We start from the raw sequence: 16,831 nt of genomic DNA, 5'->3' as shown, positions 1-16,831 counted from the left end.
GCTTTAACTCCCCAATAAATACGCTTAAAGTTCCATTGCTAATGTCATTAAAAATGTGCCTGACTTCTTATGTTTGACTGTGCTCCAGAAAATACTGGAATAACTGGCATCAAGAGAAACCATCCCCCCTGAAAGCTTGATGCCTGCTGTCCAACCCGCAAGCTGTTCACTCGTAAATCCATACAAAGCTTGCGAAAAAACACGACCATAGTCCAAACCAACATAAGGGCGAAGTTCACCCAAAGTCTTTTTGAGCGTCGCACTATTGCTCCACGGAATGGTTCTCAGCATCAAGTCATTACGGGTAAAAAAACCGTTATTGCCAAAAATCAAACTCTCGCGCGTGCCACGAACATTGGAAGTGCCTCCCAACGAAATCTGCTCTGCAGCCAATAAATTATGTGGTGAATATTGACCACTCAAAAGATTGCTCAACAGAAAATTCCACTCACCAACCTTAAAAGGCGTCATAACACTCAGTGTGCCGGTAAATTTTGCAAATTGAGGCTCCCCATCCCCCGCTCCTGGAGTATGTTTCTTTACAGAATGGAAAAGGGGAGGTCCTTGCAAATAACTCACATCAAAGGTCCAAGTCCCCCCGAACATCTGACGAGAATGCGAAATGCCAAAATTGGCGACACTATATTGACGACTGCCAACCTCTATCTTATTGCCAAGAAGGTAGTTGTTGGTTCTTTTATAGGAAAGCCCCACATTCAAAGTTGTCAGGGAAACACTATCACGGTGAAGAACCCTGCTTGTACTGGCATGTAACTCACTGGAATCCCCCGTCGTCTCAATATCGGTAAAATTGCCATGGATAATGCTTTGATAATTATAAACAGTGCCATTTAAACCAAAGGTCCAATAACCATAGGGAATGCTCACACTCGCTGAAATATTATTGCTATGTCCTTCTTGTTCGCTCCCACCCCAATAATCTGTTTGACTGCGTTGATAGCTAAAATTCCACGCATCATTGAGACCTAAAATATTTTCGAGCTTTAAGCCTGCACTATAACGCGCATAACCCGTGGAGGATTGTCCCATATTGTCATGGGAAACACGAACCTTGAAAGCTTTACTAGGCTGATTGTTAATATTCACAATGGTGCTACCCTCTTCACGACCTGGGAGAAGTTCGCTTTGAGCGTGCCCTGAAAAAAGCCTGTTGATTTGATCAAGCCCCTGCTCAATATCGCGCATATTCAAAATATGCCCTTCCAAACCCGGAAAAGCACTCCAAACAACATAATTATGAGAAGAAGCCGGTAAACCGTTGTAATAAATATCCGAAAGTTTGCCCTCAACCACAACAAATTTGAGCACCTTGCTGTTTTTGATATCCTGATCTGGGATATAAAAACGCGCCGTTACATAGCCTTGATCCAAATAAACCTTGGTTAACTGCTTGATTAAGAGCTGGATATCGACAAGACCGATACATCTTCCAACATAGGGATTTGTTACAGCTGCTATAGCGCTCTTCTTGATATGATAAACCCCATCAACAACTATATCATGAATTGGAAAGCAGTACCCACTCCCCCAAAGTGCTCCTTGATTTCCTTCAGAAGGCATTGGAATGCCTTTAGGCGTTAAGGCGCGTAAATTCTCAATTCTTTCTAATTGCTGCTTTTCTGAATATCCGCGAGAAAAATTATCTGTTGGAGAATGAAAAACAGCCGGGGACCGCGCATAAACACTCACACCACTCAACATGCTAAACAACACTAAGGCAAGAAAAAACCTTAAAAAACTCTTCCAATGTAAAAAGATGAATAACAATACAGATTGCCCCGCTTTTATCATTCATGAAGCATTGTTAAAAAAAACTTCACGAACCTTTGATAACACCATTCAAAATGGGTATTATCCTATGAAGATTTCTAATAACAGGGTCCATCTCTGTATTCAAAGACAATCCGCACCAAAACCCTGCTTTATTTTAACTGCTGAAGATCTCTCCCCCACATTTACGCTAGAAAAACCGTAACCAAAATTGTTTGGCAAGTCAATGTCTAAGCCTCAATATCCCCAGTTTAACGCTACAATATACTTATCAATCATTAGAGATAAATTCACTCTCCAGTTCCTTTAAGCCACTCAACACGCATATAAACGAGACATCATACTATCAAGTACATCCAGTCGTCAAAAACAACAGCATAAAACAATAAGAAATCTCTTTGAGAGCCTTTCAAGACAATTACGCAAAACTCTTTTTCCTGCCTTTGCTCGCCAAATTTGGCGAGCAAACAAAGTCTTGATTTTCTAATAAGTTATATTTAATGGCATTTTCATCAAAGAATTTTTCTCTTAAAAAATGATCTGAGTGATCTTATAGAAAGAGTTTTGTCCAGTGTTATCAGTTCCTTTTAGACCCTATAATTATTTTTTCAAATGAGTGAAAATTAAAAACTTTATATTTCAATAGGTTAATGTCTTTAAAACACACCCCATATCAAGAATACAATCTTTAAAGATAACCAATGATATGGGTTGATTAAAACTCGTCAGTTATGTGTCAGTAAATTGAACTGACAAAATAGACTATTTTAGTGCCTCGTAAAACACTTCAAAATACTCATTCTGATATTTTAAAGCACGTAGTACATTTGTCTTTTTTCCATAAAATAAACAGCAAATTTTACTACTTTTCTGATCTTGTCCCATGTCATGGGCTGTTGATAAAAAACCTTTAAAAAACCCTTTTGAAAAAAATTATCCGTTTTTTCGCATTTTTCTACATTTTTTTTACCATTTACTCAAAATGGATTTAATAAGCTTCATTTTGATTCTTTTGAAGAGAATCGATCTTTAGAATATATTGTCATGGAGTCGTTCTTTATGTCTCACCCTCTTTATTCTGATAACAAACATGTCTCTTTACGCGCGCTCTTACAATCTTATCGTGAACAAGCGATATCAGAGCAAGAAAAGCAGGCTGCTTTTGAAAAGTTTGTCATTGCCTATTTGACGCAAGACCCGCTTCAATGCCAAGAATACGAAAAGGTTCAAACTTATAGAGAGGTCGCTGACGAAAAGGGATGGAAAGGAAGCGATACAGACACCGATATTGATTTAGTGGCTAAAATTCGTGATCAAGACGATTACGTTGCTATTCGCTGTCAATTTTATGAGACCAATCATCAGATTACCCAAGATGATATTGAAAGCTTTATCGCTATTTCTGGTAAAAAGAGATTTAAATACCGTCTGCTCATTGATAGTACAGAAAGAGATTTAAGCGAAAATGCCAATACCATGATTGAAGGGCAAGCGGTTCCGGTTTATCGGATTAATCTGTTTGATATGGACAATAGTCAAATCGATTGGGGTATTTTTGATAAGACGGGCAACATTGTTCTTTACGAGCAAAAGAAGAAAAAGCTTTTAGATCATCAGAAAGAAGCGCTCAAAGCGGTTTGTGAGGGTTTACAAGAAGCAGACCGTGGCAAGCTGATTATGGCATGTGGAACGGGCAAGACTTTCACCAGTTTGAAGATAGCTGAACACATAGCAGGAACTGGCAAGCATGTATTGTTTTTGGTCCCTTCTCTTGCCTTGATGTCACAAAGCATTCGTGAATGGACAGCCGATGCACAAGTGCCCTTGCGTTGCTTTGCGGTGTGTTCCGATAAGCAAATCGGCAAGCGTCGTAAAAACCAAGAGGATGATGGGGAAATATCGGCATCTGATTTAGCCCTCCCTGCGACAACCGATGCCTCTAGGCTTGTCGAGAAAGTAGGCAACTCTTCTCCCCATGCGATGAGTGTTATTTTTGCGACCTATCAATCAATACAAGTCATTGTTGATGCACAAAAGGATCATGGTTTAGCAGCCTTTGATTTGATTATTTGTGATGAGGCGCATAGAACAACGGGGGCTTCATTAGGAACAGAGGACAATGAATCTGATTTTATCAAGGTTCATGATAACAGTCTTATTCGAGGCAAGAAACGTCTATACATGACAGCAACGCCTCGTATCTTTAGTAACCATGCCAAAAGGCGTGCTGATGAGGTTGATGCTGTTTTAGCCTCTATGGATAATGAAACGCTTTATGGAAAAGTGCTTTATACCTACAGTTTCACCGATGCGGTCAAGAATGAACTGTTAACCCCTTATAAGATTATTGTTTTAGGTGTTGATGAGGGGAAAATCAGTAAAACCATGGAGATGCCTACCACAAGTAAAGATTATGAACTTCTTCTTGATTATAGAACAAAAATTGTTGGCTGTTATCAAGCTTTAGCCAAACTGGATCTGAAAACTGATCTTGGGGATGATACGGCTCCCATGCGTCGTGCCTTGGCTTTTTGTAAAGATATCAAGACCTCTAAACAGATCCGTGATACCTTTCAAGGAAAAGGTGTTAAGAGGATTTTCAACAGACTTTATCAAAACCACCCCGATACGCCTCCTCTGATCTGTGAAGTGGACCATATTGATGGGAAGGATGGCGCAAAAGAACGGTCAAGAAAACTGGATTGGCTTGAAGAAAATATGGGAGAAAATCATTGCCGTGTTCTCACCAATGTAAGATGTCTGTCTGAAGGTGTAGATGTTCCTTCTCTTGATGCGGTGATGTTTTTACACCCGCGTAAAAGCCAAGTGGATGTGATACAGGCGGTCGGACGTGTAATGCGGCGCGCTCCGGGCAAAAAAAGAGGCTATATTATTTTACCCGTTGGGGTCCCTGCTGGGATTGACCCCGAAAAAGCTTTACAGAACAATAAGAAATACAGTGTTGTTTGGCAGGTTCTCGATGCGCTGCTTTCTCATGATGAGAATTTTAGTAAAACGCTCAATCAAATGAATTTAGGACAAGATGTCAGCCCTATTTTAGAGATTATAACGGTTTCTCAAAATATTGATATACAGAATGTCACCACGGTTGTTGATGATATCCCTCTTCAAGCAAAACCAGAGCATGCAAGCGCAAGCAATGTCTCTCCAATCCGTAAAGCGCTTTCTACTCATCATGGACAAACAAACTTCAATTTTGTAGCAGCATTTCCTAATGCACTTAAAACCGTTCTGATTAAAAGATCGACCCTTTCTGATTATTGGGGCATTTGGGCGAACAATGTTGCTGAGATTGCACAAAACCATATCAATCATCTTAAAGATATTCTTTCTGATGAGAAAGGCAAAGCGCGGTGTGCTTTTGAGGCGTTTCATAAGGAATTAAAGAGCAATTTAAATGACAGTATTACGCAAGAGGAAGCCCTTGAGATGTTAGGACAACATCTTGTGACGCGTCCGGTATTTGAAGCCTTGTTTGAGGGCAATGAATTTGTCCAGAACAATAGCATCTCACAAGCCATGGAAAGGATTTTAGCTGAGTTGGATAAAACCGATATCAAGCAAGAGTCTTTGGAACTCCAAGGGTTTTATAACAGTGTAAAATTCCGCGCCTCTGGGATTACCGAACCCCAAGCAAGACAAAACCTTATTATCAAACTCTACGAGGATTTCTTTTCCAAGGCATTTAAGAAAACCACGGATAGGCTTGGGATTGTTTATACGCCCGTTGAGGTTGTTGATTTTATCATTCATTCTGTTGATGATGTGTTGCGGAATGAATTTGGCAAAAGCTTGGGATCACGTGGTGTGTCTATTCTTGACCCTTTCACTGGAACGGGTACCTTTATCACAAGGCTATTACAATCCAATCTCATCAAACCAGAGGATATGGAATATAAATTCCGTCATGATATCCATGCCAATGAGATTGTTTTACTCGCCTATTACATAGCAGCGATTAACATAGAATCGACGTATCATAGTATCATGAAAGGTGAATATATTCCTTTCAAGCATATTGGTTTGACCGATACTTTCCGCATGCTTGAAGAGAAGAACCTTCTGCAAAAATTGTTCAAAGAAAACAGTGAATATTTGGAGCATCAGAAAAAGCTCAATATCCAAGTTATTTTTGGCAACCCTCCTTATTCTTTTGGTCAAAGAAGTGAGAATGATAATAATCCGAATACATCTTACCCCATATTAGATGAACGTATCCGTGAAAAATATATATTGAAATCAACAAAAATTATAAATCGGAACAAACTTTATGATAGTTATATTCGTGCCATTCGTTGGGCTAGTGACCGTATTGATAATGCTGGGGTAATCGGCTTTGTCACAAATGCAAGCTTTATCAATGGAAGTTCTATGGATGGTTTACGTAAGTGCCTTGTTGAAGAATTTAGCAGCCTTTATATTTTCCATTTGCGTGGTAATCAACGAACCTCTGGAGAAATTTCTCGTAAAGAAGGTGGTAAGATTTTTGGTGAAGGTTCTCGTGCCCCTATTGCTATCTCTATTCTCGTAAAAAATCCAAATGCACAGCAGCATGGAAAAATATATTTTCGTGACATTGGAGACTATCTCAATAGAGAAGAAAAGCTCACGATAATTGAAAAATTTAGGAGCATTGATGGCATTACACGAAATAAAAAAGGTTGGCAAATAATTACACCAGATAAACATGGTGATTGGATAAAGCAAAGAGTTGCTGATTTTGATCAATTCATACCTATGGGGAATAGGAATACCCCAATAGATGCTAAGTTATTTGAGGAAGTATCGCTTGGTATAAAATCAACTCGTGATTCTTGGGTTTGTAATTTTTCGAATAACGCACTAAGTACCTCTATTCAAAAAACGATTAAATTTTTTAATGAACAAAAACGTCTTGTTACTGAAAACCCATCTATATCAGTAAAAAATATTATTGATTATGATGCTACCAAAATTAGTTGGACGGATACTCTTATTTCTCGTTTAAAACGTGGAGATGATGCAATCTTTGAACCCCATCTAATAGTTCCTGCTCTCTATAGTCCGTTTGTAACAATGTGGCATTATACATCATCATTTCTTAATGACATGTTAGGACAAACACATCAGTTTTTTAATCCAGATATGCCTGATAATCTTGGGATTTGTGTTTCGGGCATAGGAAATCGATCAGATTTTTCATGTCTCATGACAAATAAACCAATTAACTATGCTACATTAGAAACAGCAAGATGCTATCCGCTTCTATTATGTTCTAATTATAAAAAAACTCACGACCATAGCTTATTTACTACAGATGCACAAAAGAAAGTTCGTGATGCCATTACTGATGAGGGGGTAGCGCATTTTAAATCGGCTTATCCTAATGAGACTATAACAAAAGAAGACATCTTTTATTACGTTTACGGTCTTTTGCATTCGGAAGATTATCGTGCCCGTTATGCGGATAATTTATGTAAAGAATTGCCTCGTATCCCTTGTGTTAAAAGTGCTGGTGATTTTTGGAAATTTGTAACAGCAGGGCGTGAATTGGGTCATCTGCACGTGAATTATGAAACTGTAGAACCTTATCCAGTGACCTTTAAAAAGGGCAATCCAAAATTTACAGAAATTTCTAATCCTGAGAAATTCTATTATGTAACTGAAATGAAATTCGCAAAAGCAGCTAAAGAGAAAGGAAAATCCGAAAAAGATAAATCAACTGTTATTTATAATAGCAATATTACCATAACAGATATCCCTCTCGAAGCTTATGAGTATATCGTCAATGGTAGACCTGCTCTTGAATGGGTTATGGCGCGTCAATGTGTTAAGACTGATAAAAAGAGTGGTATTGTCAATGATGCAAATCGCTATGCTGTTGAAACCGTTGGCAACCCCGCCTACCCTCTAGAATTGTTTCAAAGGGTTATTACCGTAAGTTTAGAAACAATGAAAATCGTTAAGAACCTACCAAATTTGGTATTAAGAAAAACTGAATAACTTATAAAGCATGCTCACATAATGAGTATGATAAACGCATAAGGGGTATAAGGTCTTATACCTATAGGTTCTATACCCCTTTATACTCCATACCCCCTTTATACATTGCTTACATATAATCCTAATATGCATTATTCTAAAAAGAAGAAACTTGCACTTTTAGATACTCTACTTTGGATTGCTTTAAGACTTTTAAGAAACCCACTCTTAAAATGAATTAAATTTTTTTACATTGCCTTTAAAAGATTATACCGTAATCTAAAATGATAGCTTTATCCTTTTCAAAAGCTTTGTTTAAAGAGAGTTATGTATATTCATTTTACTTATAGGTTTTGTCGGTTCTTAAAACCCCCAAAACCCCTACAAAACCCCTTTTTTTATATATTACAGATTGTATTTACGGATTGTGTTTAATATAGGTTGTTTCTTTAAAACATTAACATATTGAAATATAATAACTTTTATTTCTAATTAAAAAAATAAAATAATACGTATAAAAAACACCCCCAAAACTCATAACCTAATGATCTTGATAACATTTCTTATGAGTTATAAACCATCTTTTGAAAGGCTTTAAAGGATCACATGCTTTTTATAAAGCACGTTGTAATCATTCTCTAAATCATAAGGTTATCATTCAAAAGAACTGATAAAATTCATAAAAGGGATTTTTATAACGTAATCAGTTTTTAATTTCCTATGCTTTTCATAAGACACGTTTTAATGACTTACTAAAATGATCACTTTTGTCAGTTCAATTTACTGACACATAACTGACAGGTTTTAATCAATTCATATCATTGGTTATCTTTAAAGATTGTACTCTTGATATGCGTTATGTTTAAAAGAAATTAACCTATTGAAATATAATGTTTTTAGTTTTTACGCATTTAAAAAAAATAATAGAGTGTCTAAAAGGAACTGACAAAACTGACAACACTGACACGGTCTATTAAAAGGTATTTTTCTGATCTCTATAATTATCAATCTCTCTTTAGATGTTTTCATAACAGTCTATAAATCGTAATTATCCTATTTATCGTTTCTTTTATGAAAATGAAAAATGATGCCATGGCTATAAAGAACATAACAGCTATAGAGAAGGTGTAAAAACAGCAAGGTTTTATAATCATAATGAATGCGTTGGTTATAAGAGCGCGGCGCTTATTAAGATAGTTCAAATGATAAATGCGTTATAAACAAAATTCACAAAAAATCTTAAATTCATTTAGTAAAAAACTTTATAGGTTATAAAGATAAAAATACGCATTATGAGAGCTTTTTAAAATATTATAAATGTATAGATTCAAAAAATAACGCAATCGTTTAAGAAAGCCAATAATATAGCTTTAAAAGCGCATAAATATAAAAGAAGCAATTCATAAGCATATAATATTGTCAATACATAACGTATTTAAAAAAATACAAAAAATATCAAAAAAGATAAAATATTATTTGACAATAAATACGTATTTTGTTATATAAATACTCAAGTGATGAAAACACTTACAGTTAGCGACTAGGTTACGATAAACCTAATCCTATTAAAAACTGACTATCTTTTATGCTCTAGTTAGCATATATGGTGATCATGTCGGGTGTAGCTATGCCATACAATACCCTTATGGGAAAAGCGTAGCAACGGACTAACTGCCGTGTTTTCAACACCCGGCGCCCTTATAGGGTTGTCAATTGAAAACTTTTTTACAGTTAGGTTTTAAATATGACAAATATCTCAAAAAACACCCCCATTCTCTCTAACATTTCAAATGAAACTGCATCTGTTAATAAACAACAGCCTGCAAAAAAATACGAATTTACAGGTGAGACAATAGAGGTGGGCTTTAAAACACTTCATAGAATTCGCGCTTTAAGAGATTTTGGAGACGTCAAAAAAGGTGAGTTAGGCGGGTTTATACAAGGTGAAAGTAATTTATCCCATGATGGCAATTGCTGGGTCGGCGGTAAAGCCAAGGTTTATAGCAATGCAAGGGTTTACGATAATGCCGTTGTAAGTGGGTATGCCCATGTGAATAATATGGCTTGTATTTATGAAAATGCAAGGGTTTATGGCAAGGCGGTTGTGGCTGGCCATATTTATGGCAATGCTCATGTGTATGGCTTTGCACGTATTTATCCGGATGCTCATATTTTTGGTAATGCTCATGTTCATTATTACGCTTGTGTTTTTAATGATACAAAAATTTATGATAATGCGAAAATTTCCGGATATGCTTGTATTTTTCCAAATGTAAAGATTTTTCGCAATGCGGTTATCAAAGGTGACACTTGGGTTCGCAATAATATTGAAGTCTGTAGTAAAGAAATTGTCTATAATGACCAGTCTATAAAAGACGCTGCGTAAATAATGCGCGGGCGCGGCGGGGGCGCCCCTCTTTAAAAAATCTCATTCTAAAATTTAATCTTCTTTATAAAGGAATAGTGTTATGCAAAAAAAGTTTGCACTCACAAATGAAACGCGTGTATTTGGTAATCATACCCTTTATCGTATCCAAGCATTAAAAGACTTTTCTGATGTTAAAGCTGGTGCCTTGGGCGGCTTTATTGAAAAGGAAGATAACCTTTCCCATGATGGCAATTGCTGGGTTTATGATGATGCTCTTGTGTTTAAAAATGGTCACGTTTATGAAAACGCAAGGGTTTTTGGCAAGGCTGTCGCTTGTGGTCATATCTATGGTCATGCCCGCGTTTATGATAATGCTATCGCTGCTGGCTATATTTATGATAATGCGCATGTTTATGGCAATGCTGTTGTTTCTGATAATTCCCGTGTCTATGGCAATGCTCATGTGTATGGCAAGGCTATTATTTACGATAATGCCTATGTTTATGACAATGCTAGGGTTTATGAAAACGCTCGTATAGCAAATGACGTGCATATTTTTGAAAATGCTCATATCCATGGCATTGCTGTTATTCGTGAAAATGTCGGCGGGTCTACTAAAATTAAAACCTATACTGAGCGTCTCTCTCCTTATGGTTCATTAGAAATTGTATGGGTCTAACCTAATGTAACGTAAATAAAATGCGGGCGCGGTGGGGGCGCCTGCTTTCCAATCCAATTTTCCATTTCAAATTTTAGAAAACGTTTAACACATATCTATTATGTGAGGGTATCTCTATGTGTAAAAAATACGAATTAACCAGTGAAATAAAAAAAATCAAACATGCTCTTACTCGAAATATCACAAGCCTTTATCGCATTCGGGCTTTAAAAGATTTTGATGATATAAAGGCGGGGGATTTAGGCGGTTTTATCGAAAAGGAAGTCAACCTTTCCCATGATGGCAACTGCTGGGTCTATGATGATGCTTGCGTCTATGGTCATGCCCGCGTTTGTGATAATGCAAAAATACGGCATTATTCTCAAGTCTGTGGTCAAGTCTGTGATAATGCTGAGGTCTATGGCAGGGCTTTTATCTCTCAATATGCAAAGATTTATGATCAGGCTTGTGTTTATGGGAGTGCTCATGTGTATGGCTATGTTTATGGCAATGCTCATGTGAGTGGTGCTGCCCGCGTGCTTGCTGATGCTCATATTTATGACCATGCCCATGTTTCTTATGATGCTACGGTTTTTAGTTATGCACGCGTCTATGGTCATGCCAAGGTTTCTGGCTCTGCTTGCATTTATAGCCATGCGAAAATTTATAATTATGCTGTGATTAATGGCCGTGCAAAGATTTATGGCAAGGTTTATGGCAATGCGCACGCGGGTGGCTCTTGTGAGGTTTATGGATCTGTCTATGGCAATGCAAAAATCTCATATTATGCAACGATCTGGGGGCGTGCTTATGGCAATGCAAAGCTCGATAAAAGAAGCAAAGTAAGATTAGTTCCCAAAAATTGTGAAGTTTATGAAAGCGATAATGTGGTCAATATAACTGATAAAACAGAATAAAAAACAGGCATGGGGGGCGCCTTCTTTATGGTTATAAACCCATCATAAAAGAGAGAATTAAAAAAAGCCGTGTCAGTGATATGACGCGGCTTTCAAATGTGATTCTAATGATTAAAATTAATCATCCACAATGGAGTGATGACACATATATACAAAACGTATTATATTACAAGCGCTCTATTAGAGATATGAAAACTTATCAAAAGAAATGTAAATGATGCGTATGATCTTTAATCACTCTTTTGAATGAGAAAGCCTATAAACGCTTTTCGTTGCTATTAAATATATCAATCATAACGCCCTCATTTGTGAGGTGGTCATTTGAAATAAAGCACATGATCAAAATGCTTCTTTTAAAACGTTTCAATATACTGACTTTAAAATTGAGTTGAGTAAATTGAAATAACGCATTGTCTAAAGTCAAAGCCTATCAAACAAATCAAAATACTTGGTAGCTTTAACAAAATCCGTTTTTTACATTTACGAGCATTAGTTTTCAAAACAATTTCTCATAAGACAATAAACAACCGCTTTTATCAAACGCAAGGCTTTAAAAACTGTTATAAACATCCGTTTCAAACGTTTCTTATAAAAATCTTATTTTACTTTTCAAACGTTTAAGCATTCATTTAGAGAGGTTCTCATAAGCGTATTTTTACTTTTCTTTAAATGTAACTTTTTACAAATAAGCTGGCTCAATTTTGAGTTGGAAAAATCAACCAGCTCAAATTCAAGCTCGTTATCTTTAGAATAGAGCATTCTTTAAACAATGGCGTTTTGTCTAAAAATTTAGAAAAATTCCGTACCTTATGATGTTATAACGATTTTGAAATTTGTTTGCTTATCTTTATCTCAATAGGTGCCCTCAAATTTGAGGAGACTAAAATCACTCAATCCAAATTTGCATTGACCAGTCTTAAAAGAAAGCGTTTCAAACTTTATAACGATTTTGCTATTCGCTTGCTTGCCTATATCATAAAGGCTTTCAATTTCATAAGACAGGACGTTTTGAATTTCATTACCTTGATTTCCTCCCCCAGTAAAAAAATACCGTGGTTATAAAATCCATCTTATCTTTAAATCTTTTTATGCAATCTTTAAAATGTTCGCTGTTATGATGATGCTGTTATGACAGCTCTCTATTTTGCGCTCGCCAATTTTGGCGAACGTTAATTTGTTATTTTATGCGATTAACAATCCAATCTTTAAAACAAGATGTGATCTTTAAACGTATGTTATCGATAATTCCAAACAACTAAATTTTAAACAATGTGATTTGTGCTGTGATTAAAAACGTATCATAAAATTTATAAACTGTTATGAATGATATCTGCTTTTCATTTCATTTGAATGTTTACATGCGTTATAATATTTGCACCATGATTTGCTTTTTATGGTCTATTCATACATGGCAATCTTCTATAAAAAATGGTCAATTTAAACACGTATAAAAGTGTGGATTCTTGAGTGGATTCATATAAAATAATTACGCTCAACATATTGACTTTATTGTATTTTTATTTATAATGCGTTGTTGCATCAATTCCGCTTCCAATTTTGCTCTCTCTTGACGCATGACCAATTCAATCTGCTTGCCTTGCAAATCCATCTGTTGCATCTGACTTTTAGCAGCAATATCCTGCTGCTTTTCTTGCAACTTCATTTCTTGTTCCGGATTCATTTGCTGTTGCTGGGCTTGTTGTGCCATTTGCTGCTGTTGCATCTTCTCGCTCACACGATTAAGCAGAGACGCAGGCAAGGGTGAGTAACGAAGCAAATCAAGCATAATATCCGGTGTAACAGCATTTTGAAGCAACGGTAATAATTGCGTGATAATGCCAAAGGTCCGCTCTTTCTCATTCGGGCTGGTGGGCGCATCATCCACCACAATATCATAATCAACACTCATTACCGCTTCACGGGTCAACGGAATATATTGCGCATTCTCCTCACCCGATATCCGTACCAAGCGACCATCAGACAAATAATTCTGTATCAGGTGCAAAATGATCTTGCCCTGCCTTTTGCGATACAAACGCAAACCATCAAACAAACAAGCAAGCAGGTTAAGACTGGATTGACGCCGTTGTGCCTCTAAAATCCCTGCTTGTGAAACTTCTCTCGTTCCAATAAACTCTGGTGAGAGACCTGTAACTTGATTAATTGCTTCTTTCGCTTCATTAAACAGTTGGAAAAAACCGGTTGGAAACTGTGCTACGGGTTTGGGCTGTATCTTACCCCCTGCCAAAGCGCCATTTTTTAAAACCGTAATACTATCTACCCTGCTCCAACTCTTTACAGCTTCTCTCTCATCTTCAAATGCACCCCTCTCAGCCATAATCCCACCTTTGGATTGGCTATTGAGAATATGCATCACCTGACTAAAATATTTATTCGCCCACCGTTGTGGGTCTTTTGTCGGACGGACAACCCCATAAAATTGCCGTTCTATCTTATCAAAATACCCCGTGATACACTCCCAACCCAATTGACCCGCTGGAACCAAAGGTTGATCAGGGCATTCAAGCAGTTTTCTCCCTAAAAAGGCGCGTTTTACAACCTTTTTATTGAAAGCCGCCCCTTGGATATCGGGCATCATGCATTGGAGCTGCTTAAACTCCTCTTCGCTGTAATCACGAAGTTCACCCGTTTCCAAATCGGGCGCCTTGTAATATCTCTCGCTTTCAAACCAACGGCATTCCACTAGTGTGACCATCCGTCGACCGTTTTCAACATCAATGCCCTTCTCATCATCGTAAGCTTCAAGATCATTATGATGAACCCCTTCATAAGCAGCCCCATCACGCGCCCAATCCGCACTAAGTTCACTCCAATGAGCTTTGGGAAACATTTGCTTGGCTACGTCTAATGGCTTGCGGTCTACATACCACATGCGTTGTGCATCCGTTAAATTCGGTTGCACTGCCGCACTATCCCAAACCATTTTCAAAGGGTCTAAACGCGTAATGACCGGTTCACCATCAAGACTATTTTCGTAATCAAGCCGCGTATCGGTCCACCCCATACCGCAGATGACAGCATCTTGGAAAGCATCACTGTCTGCGTATTCCGCATGTGCCATATCACGAAACCATTCTGCTGCCCCTGTAAGCAATTCACTGGGCAATGCCTTGCCTATTTGACGGGGAATAAATTGCACTTCGCGCTTATTGTTGCGTTCTGAACCCACAACAGCATTCACAAGTGGGGCAATGCGATTAAAGGTCATAACGGGGCGGCGTTGCTCTTTTAAAGCCGCTAAATCTTGATCATTCCACTGATCACCATTGTAAAATTGAAAATCCTCCCTTGCGTGTTCACGCCATTTGTTCACATGCTCCACATCTTCTTTGTACCAACTGACTAACTTGCGAAACAAACCTTCTGTTGACAGATCTGATGCATTATGTTCTTTTTCTAAATGCTCTTCATCATCCATCATTCTGCCATCCATGACGTACTCTCATAGGCTTCTCTACCGCTATAAGCTTGTCTCTTTTGTCTCTGCATCGGTTGTTCATACCCCACACACATTAATCCAAAAGCATCTGCACCATGACTGGACCAATCATGTTCTGCTCCCAAACCAATATTACGCTTCTCATCCCATTTCTCATGATACCAATTCAGTGCCTTACGCCCTGCTACAGTCGTCTCTTCATTGAACCAAACTGAAGGCAAAATACGTCGCACTGCCTCTATTCGCATTTTGACAGCCCCAGCCCCTTGATTAGGAATGACCTGCGTTTCAAAACCCGCATCATTTAAAGCGCTCTCAAAACTCACATTGTGCACACGGTCTCTGGTCGCACCATCATGGGGGAGGACCATCAGTGCCTTCTCATAGCCATTGTGACGCAACCAACCGATATGCTCTGATAACGGCTGTCCTTGTGCTTCATAATAATCAAGCACTCTAATCTCTCTGCCTACAAATTGCGCTATCCATATCGCTGTCGCATCTGCCTTGGCTCCTGTGCCCCCAATATCCCAAAAGGCGCGTATCTGCATTAAAGGATCACGCGCAACACGCCCTATCCGCCCCTCTTGCTCCGCTGCCAACATTTCTTTTTGATAGTAAGCACCTTGAACCGCTGTAAGATAAGCCCCTTCCCATATATGCTTATAGGTCTCGGGGCGGTTTCTCAAATCATCAAGCCGCGCTTCATTCAAGATCTTGGGAAACTTCGGATTGTCTGACCAATTGATCTCTACACGCTTAATGGCTTCATTGTCTGAAAAGCGAAACCGACTTTCAACCGGTGCATTATCTCGCAATGGGTTCCATGTCACCCATAACTCTGCTCGCCACCCATCTCCCTCTTCACGCAAAGTTGGTATAAGCGTCTGCCAAGCTGTTTCTGTTACCGGCTCTGCCTCATCAACCCAACAGAGCAAAATACGCCCCATGGATTTGATACTGGCTATATTACGGTCCAGTCCAGAAAACTGAAAAGCTATACGACCATCATTTGACTTAATCGAAGCCTCTCCAACCTTGTAATATTCGCTTAAAAAGTCATGGGCTTCAATCGCCCGCTTAATCTCCTCCAATGAACTCTCTGCTAGCGAATTTTGAAACTGACGTGCACAAAGAATAGTCCCCGATATCCCTTGCATACCAAATTGATAGCCTTTTAAAGCAGCCATCAAGGCAAATGATCTTGTTTTACCAGACCCTCGTCCACCCCAAGCCGCGCGTACCAAAGCATCCCCTGCAAAAATAGGGATAAGTTTTGGTACAATCTTAATCTGTCTTGTCGTCATTCATTAAAGGAGCAATTTCTACACGCCCTATGATCTTAATCGCCCCCCCATCTTCTCCTGTTACCTGTAAAGGCAAGATCTTACCAAGCAACGCTAGATAAGCCGCAGGGCATCTTATTGCCTGCTTTTCGAGATAAGAGATTAACCCCTCTTTCCCATACTTATTGCCTGCCAATTCAGCCGCTTTAAGAATTGCCTCTTTCAAAAGTCGTGTATTCTTATTTGGATAACACTTTGATTTATAATGATAATCTAGCATTATTCATATTGAATGAGAGTCCCGAATAACGTAAGATTCTCTCATTTCAAAGCTGTTTATCTTGAATCAATCAAAACCATTCCCTTGCA

8 protein-coding genes are annotated in these 16,831 nt (G+C 38.2%); 4 read left to right on the top strand and 4 right to left on the bottom strand.

Annotated features, from left to right (window positions below; translation table 11 throughout):
- Positions 1-24: 24 nt before the first annotated feature.
- Positions 25-1,812 carry a ShlB/FhaC/HecB family hemolysin secretion/activation protein gene (locus tag BTR_RS04925; protein WP_012231644.1) on the bottom strand — a complete coding sequence of 596 codons (1,788 nt, stop codon included), beginning with the start codon at positions 1,810-1,812 and terminating at the stop codon, positions 25-27.
- A 1,038-nt stretch (positions 1,813-2,850) separates the two neighbouring features.
- Here BTR_RS04925 and BTR_RS04920 point away from each other — a divergent pair.
- The 4 genes from BTR_RS04920 to BTR_RS04905 all read left to right on the top strand — a co-directional run bounded on the left by BTR_RS04920 (position 2,851) and on the right by BTR_RS04905 (position 11,716).
- Positions 2,851-7,794, top strand: coding sequence for a DEAD/DEAH box helicase (locus BTR_RS04920; protein ID WP_012231643.1), 4,944 nt, complete (start codon positions 2,851-2,853; stop codon positions 7,792-7,794).
- 1,723 nt (positions 7,795-9,517) lie between these two features.
- Entirely contained in the window at positions 9,518-10,159 is a 642-nt protein-coding gene (locus BTR_RS04915) for an LbetaH domain-containing protein (protein WP_012231642.1), read from the top strand.
- Positions 10,160-10,241: 82 nt separating this feature from the next.
- Complete coding sequence (locus BTR_RS04910) at positions 10,242-10,820, top strand: hypothetical protein (protein WP_012231641.1); 579 nt, start codon at positions 10,242-10,244, stop codon at positions 10,818-10,820.
- Between the two features lie 116 nt (positions 10,821-10,936).
- Entirely contained in the window at positions 10,937-11,716 is a 780-nt protein-coding gene (locus BTR_RS04905; protein WP_012231640.1) for a hypothetical protein, read from the top strand.
- A 1,492-nt stretch (positions 11,717-13,208) separates the two neighbouring features.
- On the opposite strand, the gene BTR_RS04900 is transcribed toward BTR_RS04905, so the two are convergent.
- The 3 genes from BTR_RS04900 to BTR_RS04890 are packed head-to-tail and all read right to left on the bottom strand — an operon-like array spanning position 13,209 to position 16,742.
- Positions 13,209-15,170: a portal protein gene (locus BTR_RS04900; protein ID WP_012231639.1), complete on the bottom strand. Its 1,962-nt coding sequence runs from the start codon at positions 15,168-15,170 to the stop codon at positions 13,209-13,211.
- The gene (locus tag BTR_RS04895; protein ID WP_012231638.1) at positions 15,155-16,483 is read right to left on the bottom strand and encodes a PBSX family phage terminase large subunit; all 1,329 of its coding nucleotides are present in this window, start codon (positions 16,481-16,483) and stop codon (positions 15,155-15,157) included. The genes BTR_RS04900 and BTR_RS04895 overlap by 16 nt, the downstream gene beginning before the upstream one ends.
- On the bottom strand, positions 16,464-16,742 hold the full coding sequence (locus BTR_RS04890; protein WP_012231637.1) for a hypothetical protein: 279 nt from the start codon (positions 16,740-16,742) through the stop codon (positions 16,464-16,466). Before BTR_RS04890 ends, BTR_RS04895 begins: the two co-directional genes overlap by 20 nt.
- Positions 16,743-16,831 lie beyond the last annotated feature (89 nt).

The organism is Bartonella tribocorum CIP 105476 (assembly GCF_000196435.1).
GTDB lineage: Bacteria > Pseudomonadota > Alphaproteobacteria > Rhizobiales > Rhizobiaceae > Bartonella > Bartonella tribocorum.
Note: the sequence above shows the minus strand (reverse complement) of the source record. Positions and strands in the feature narration are given on the sequence as shown.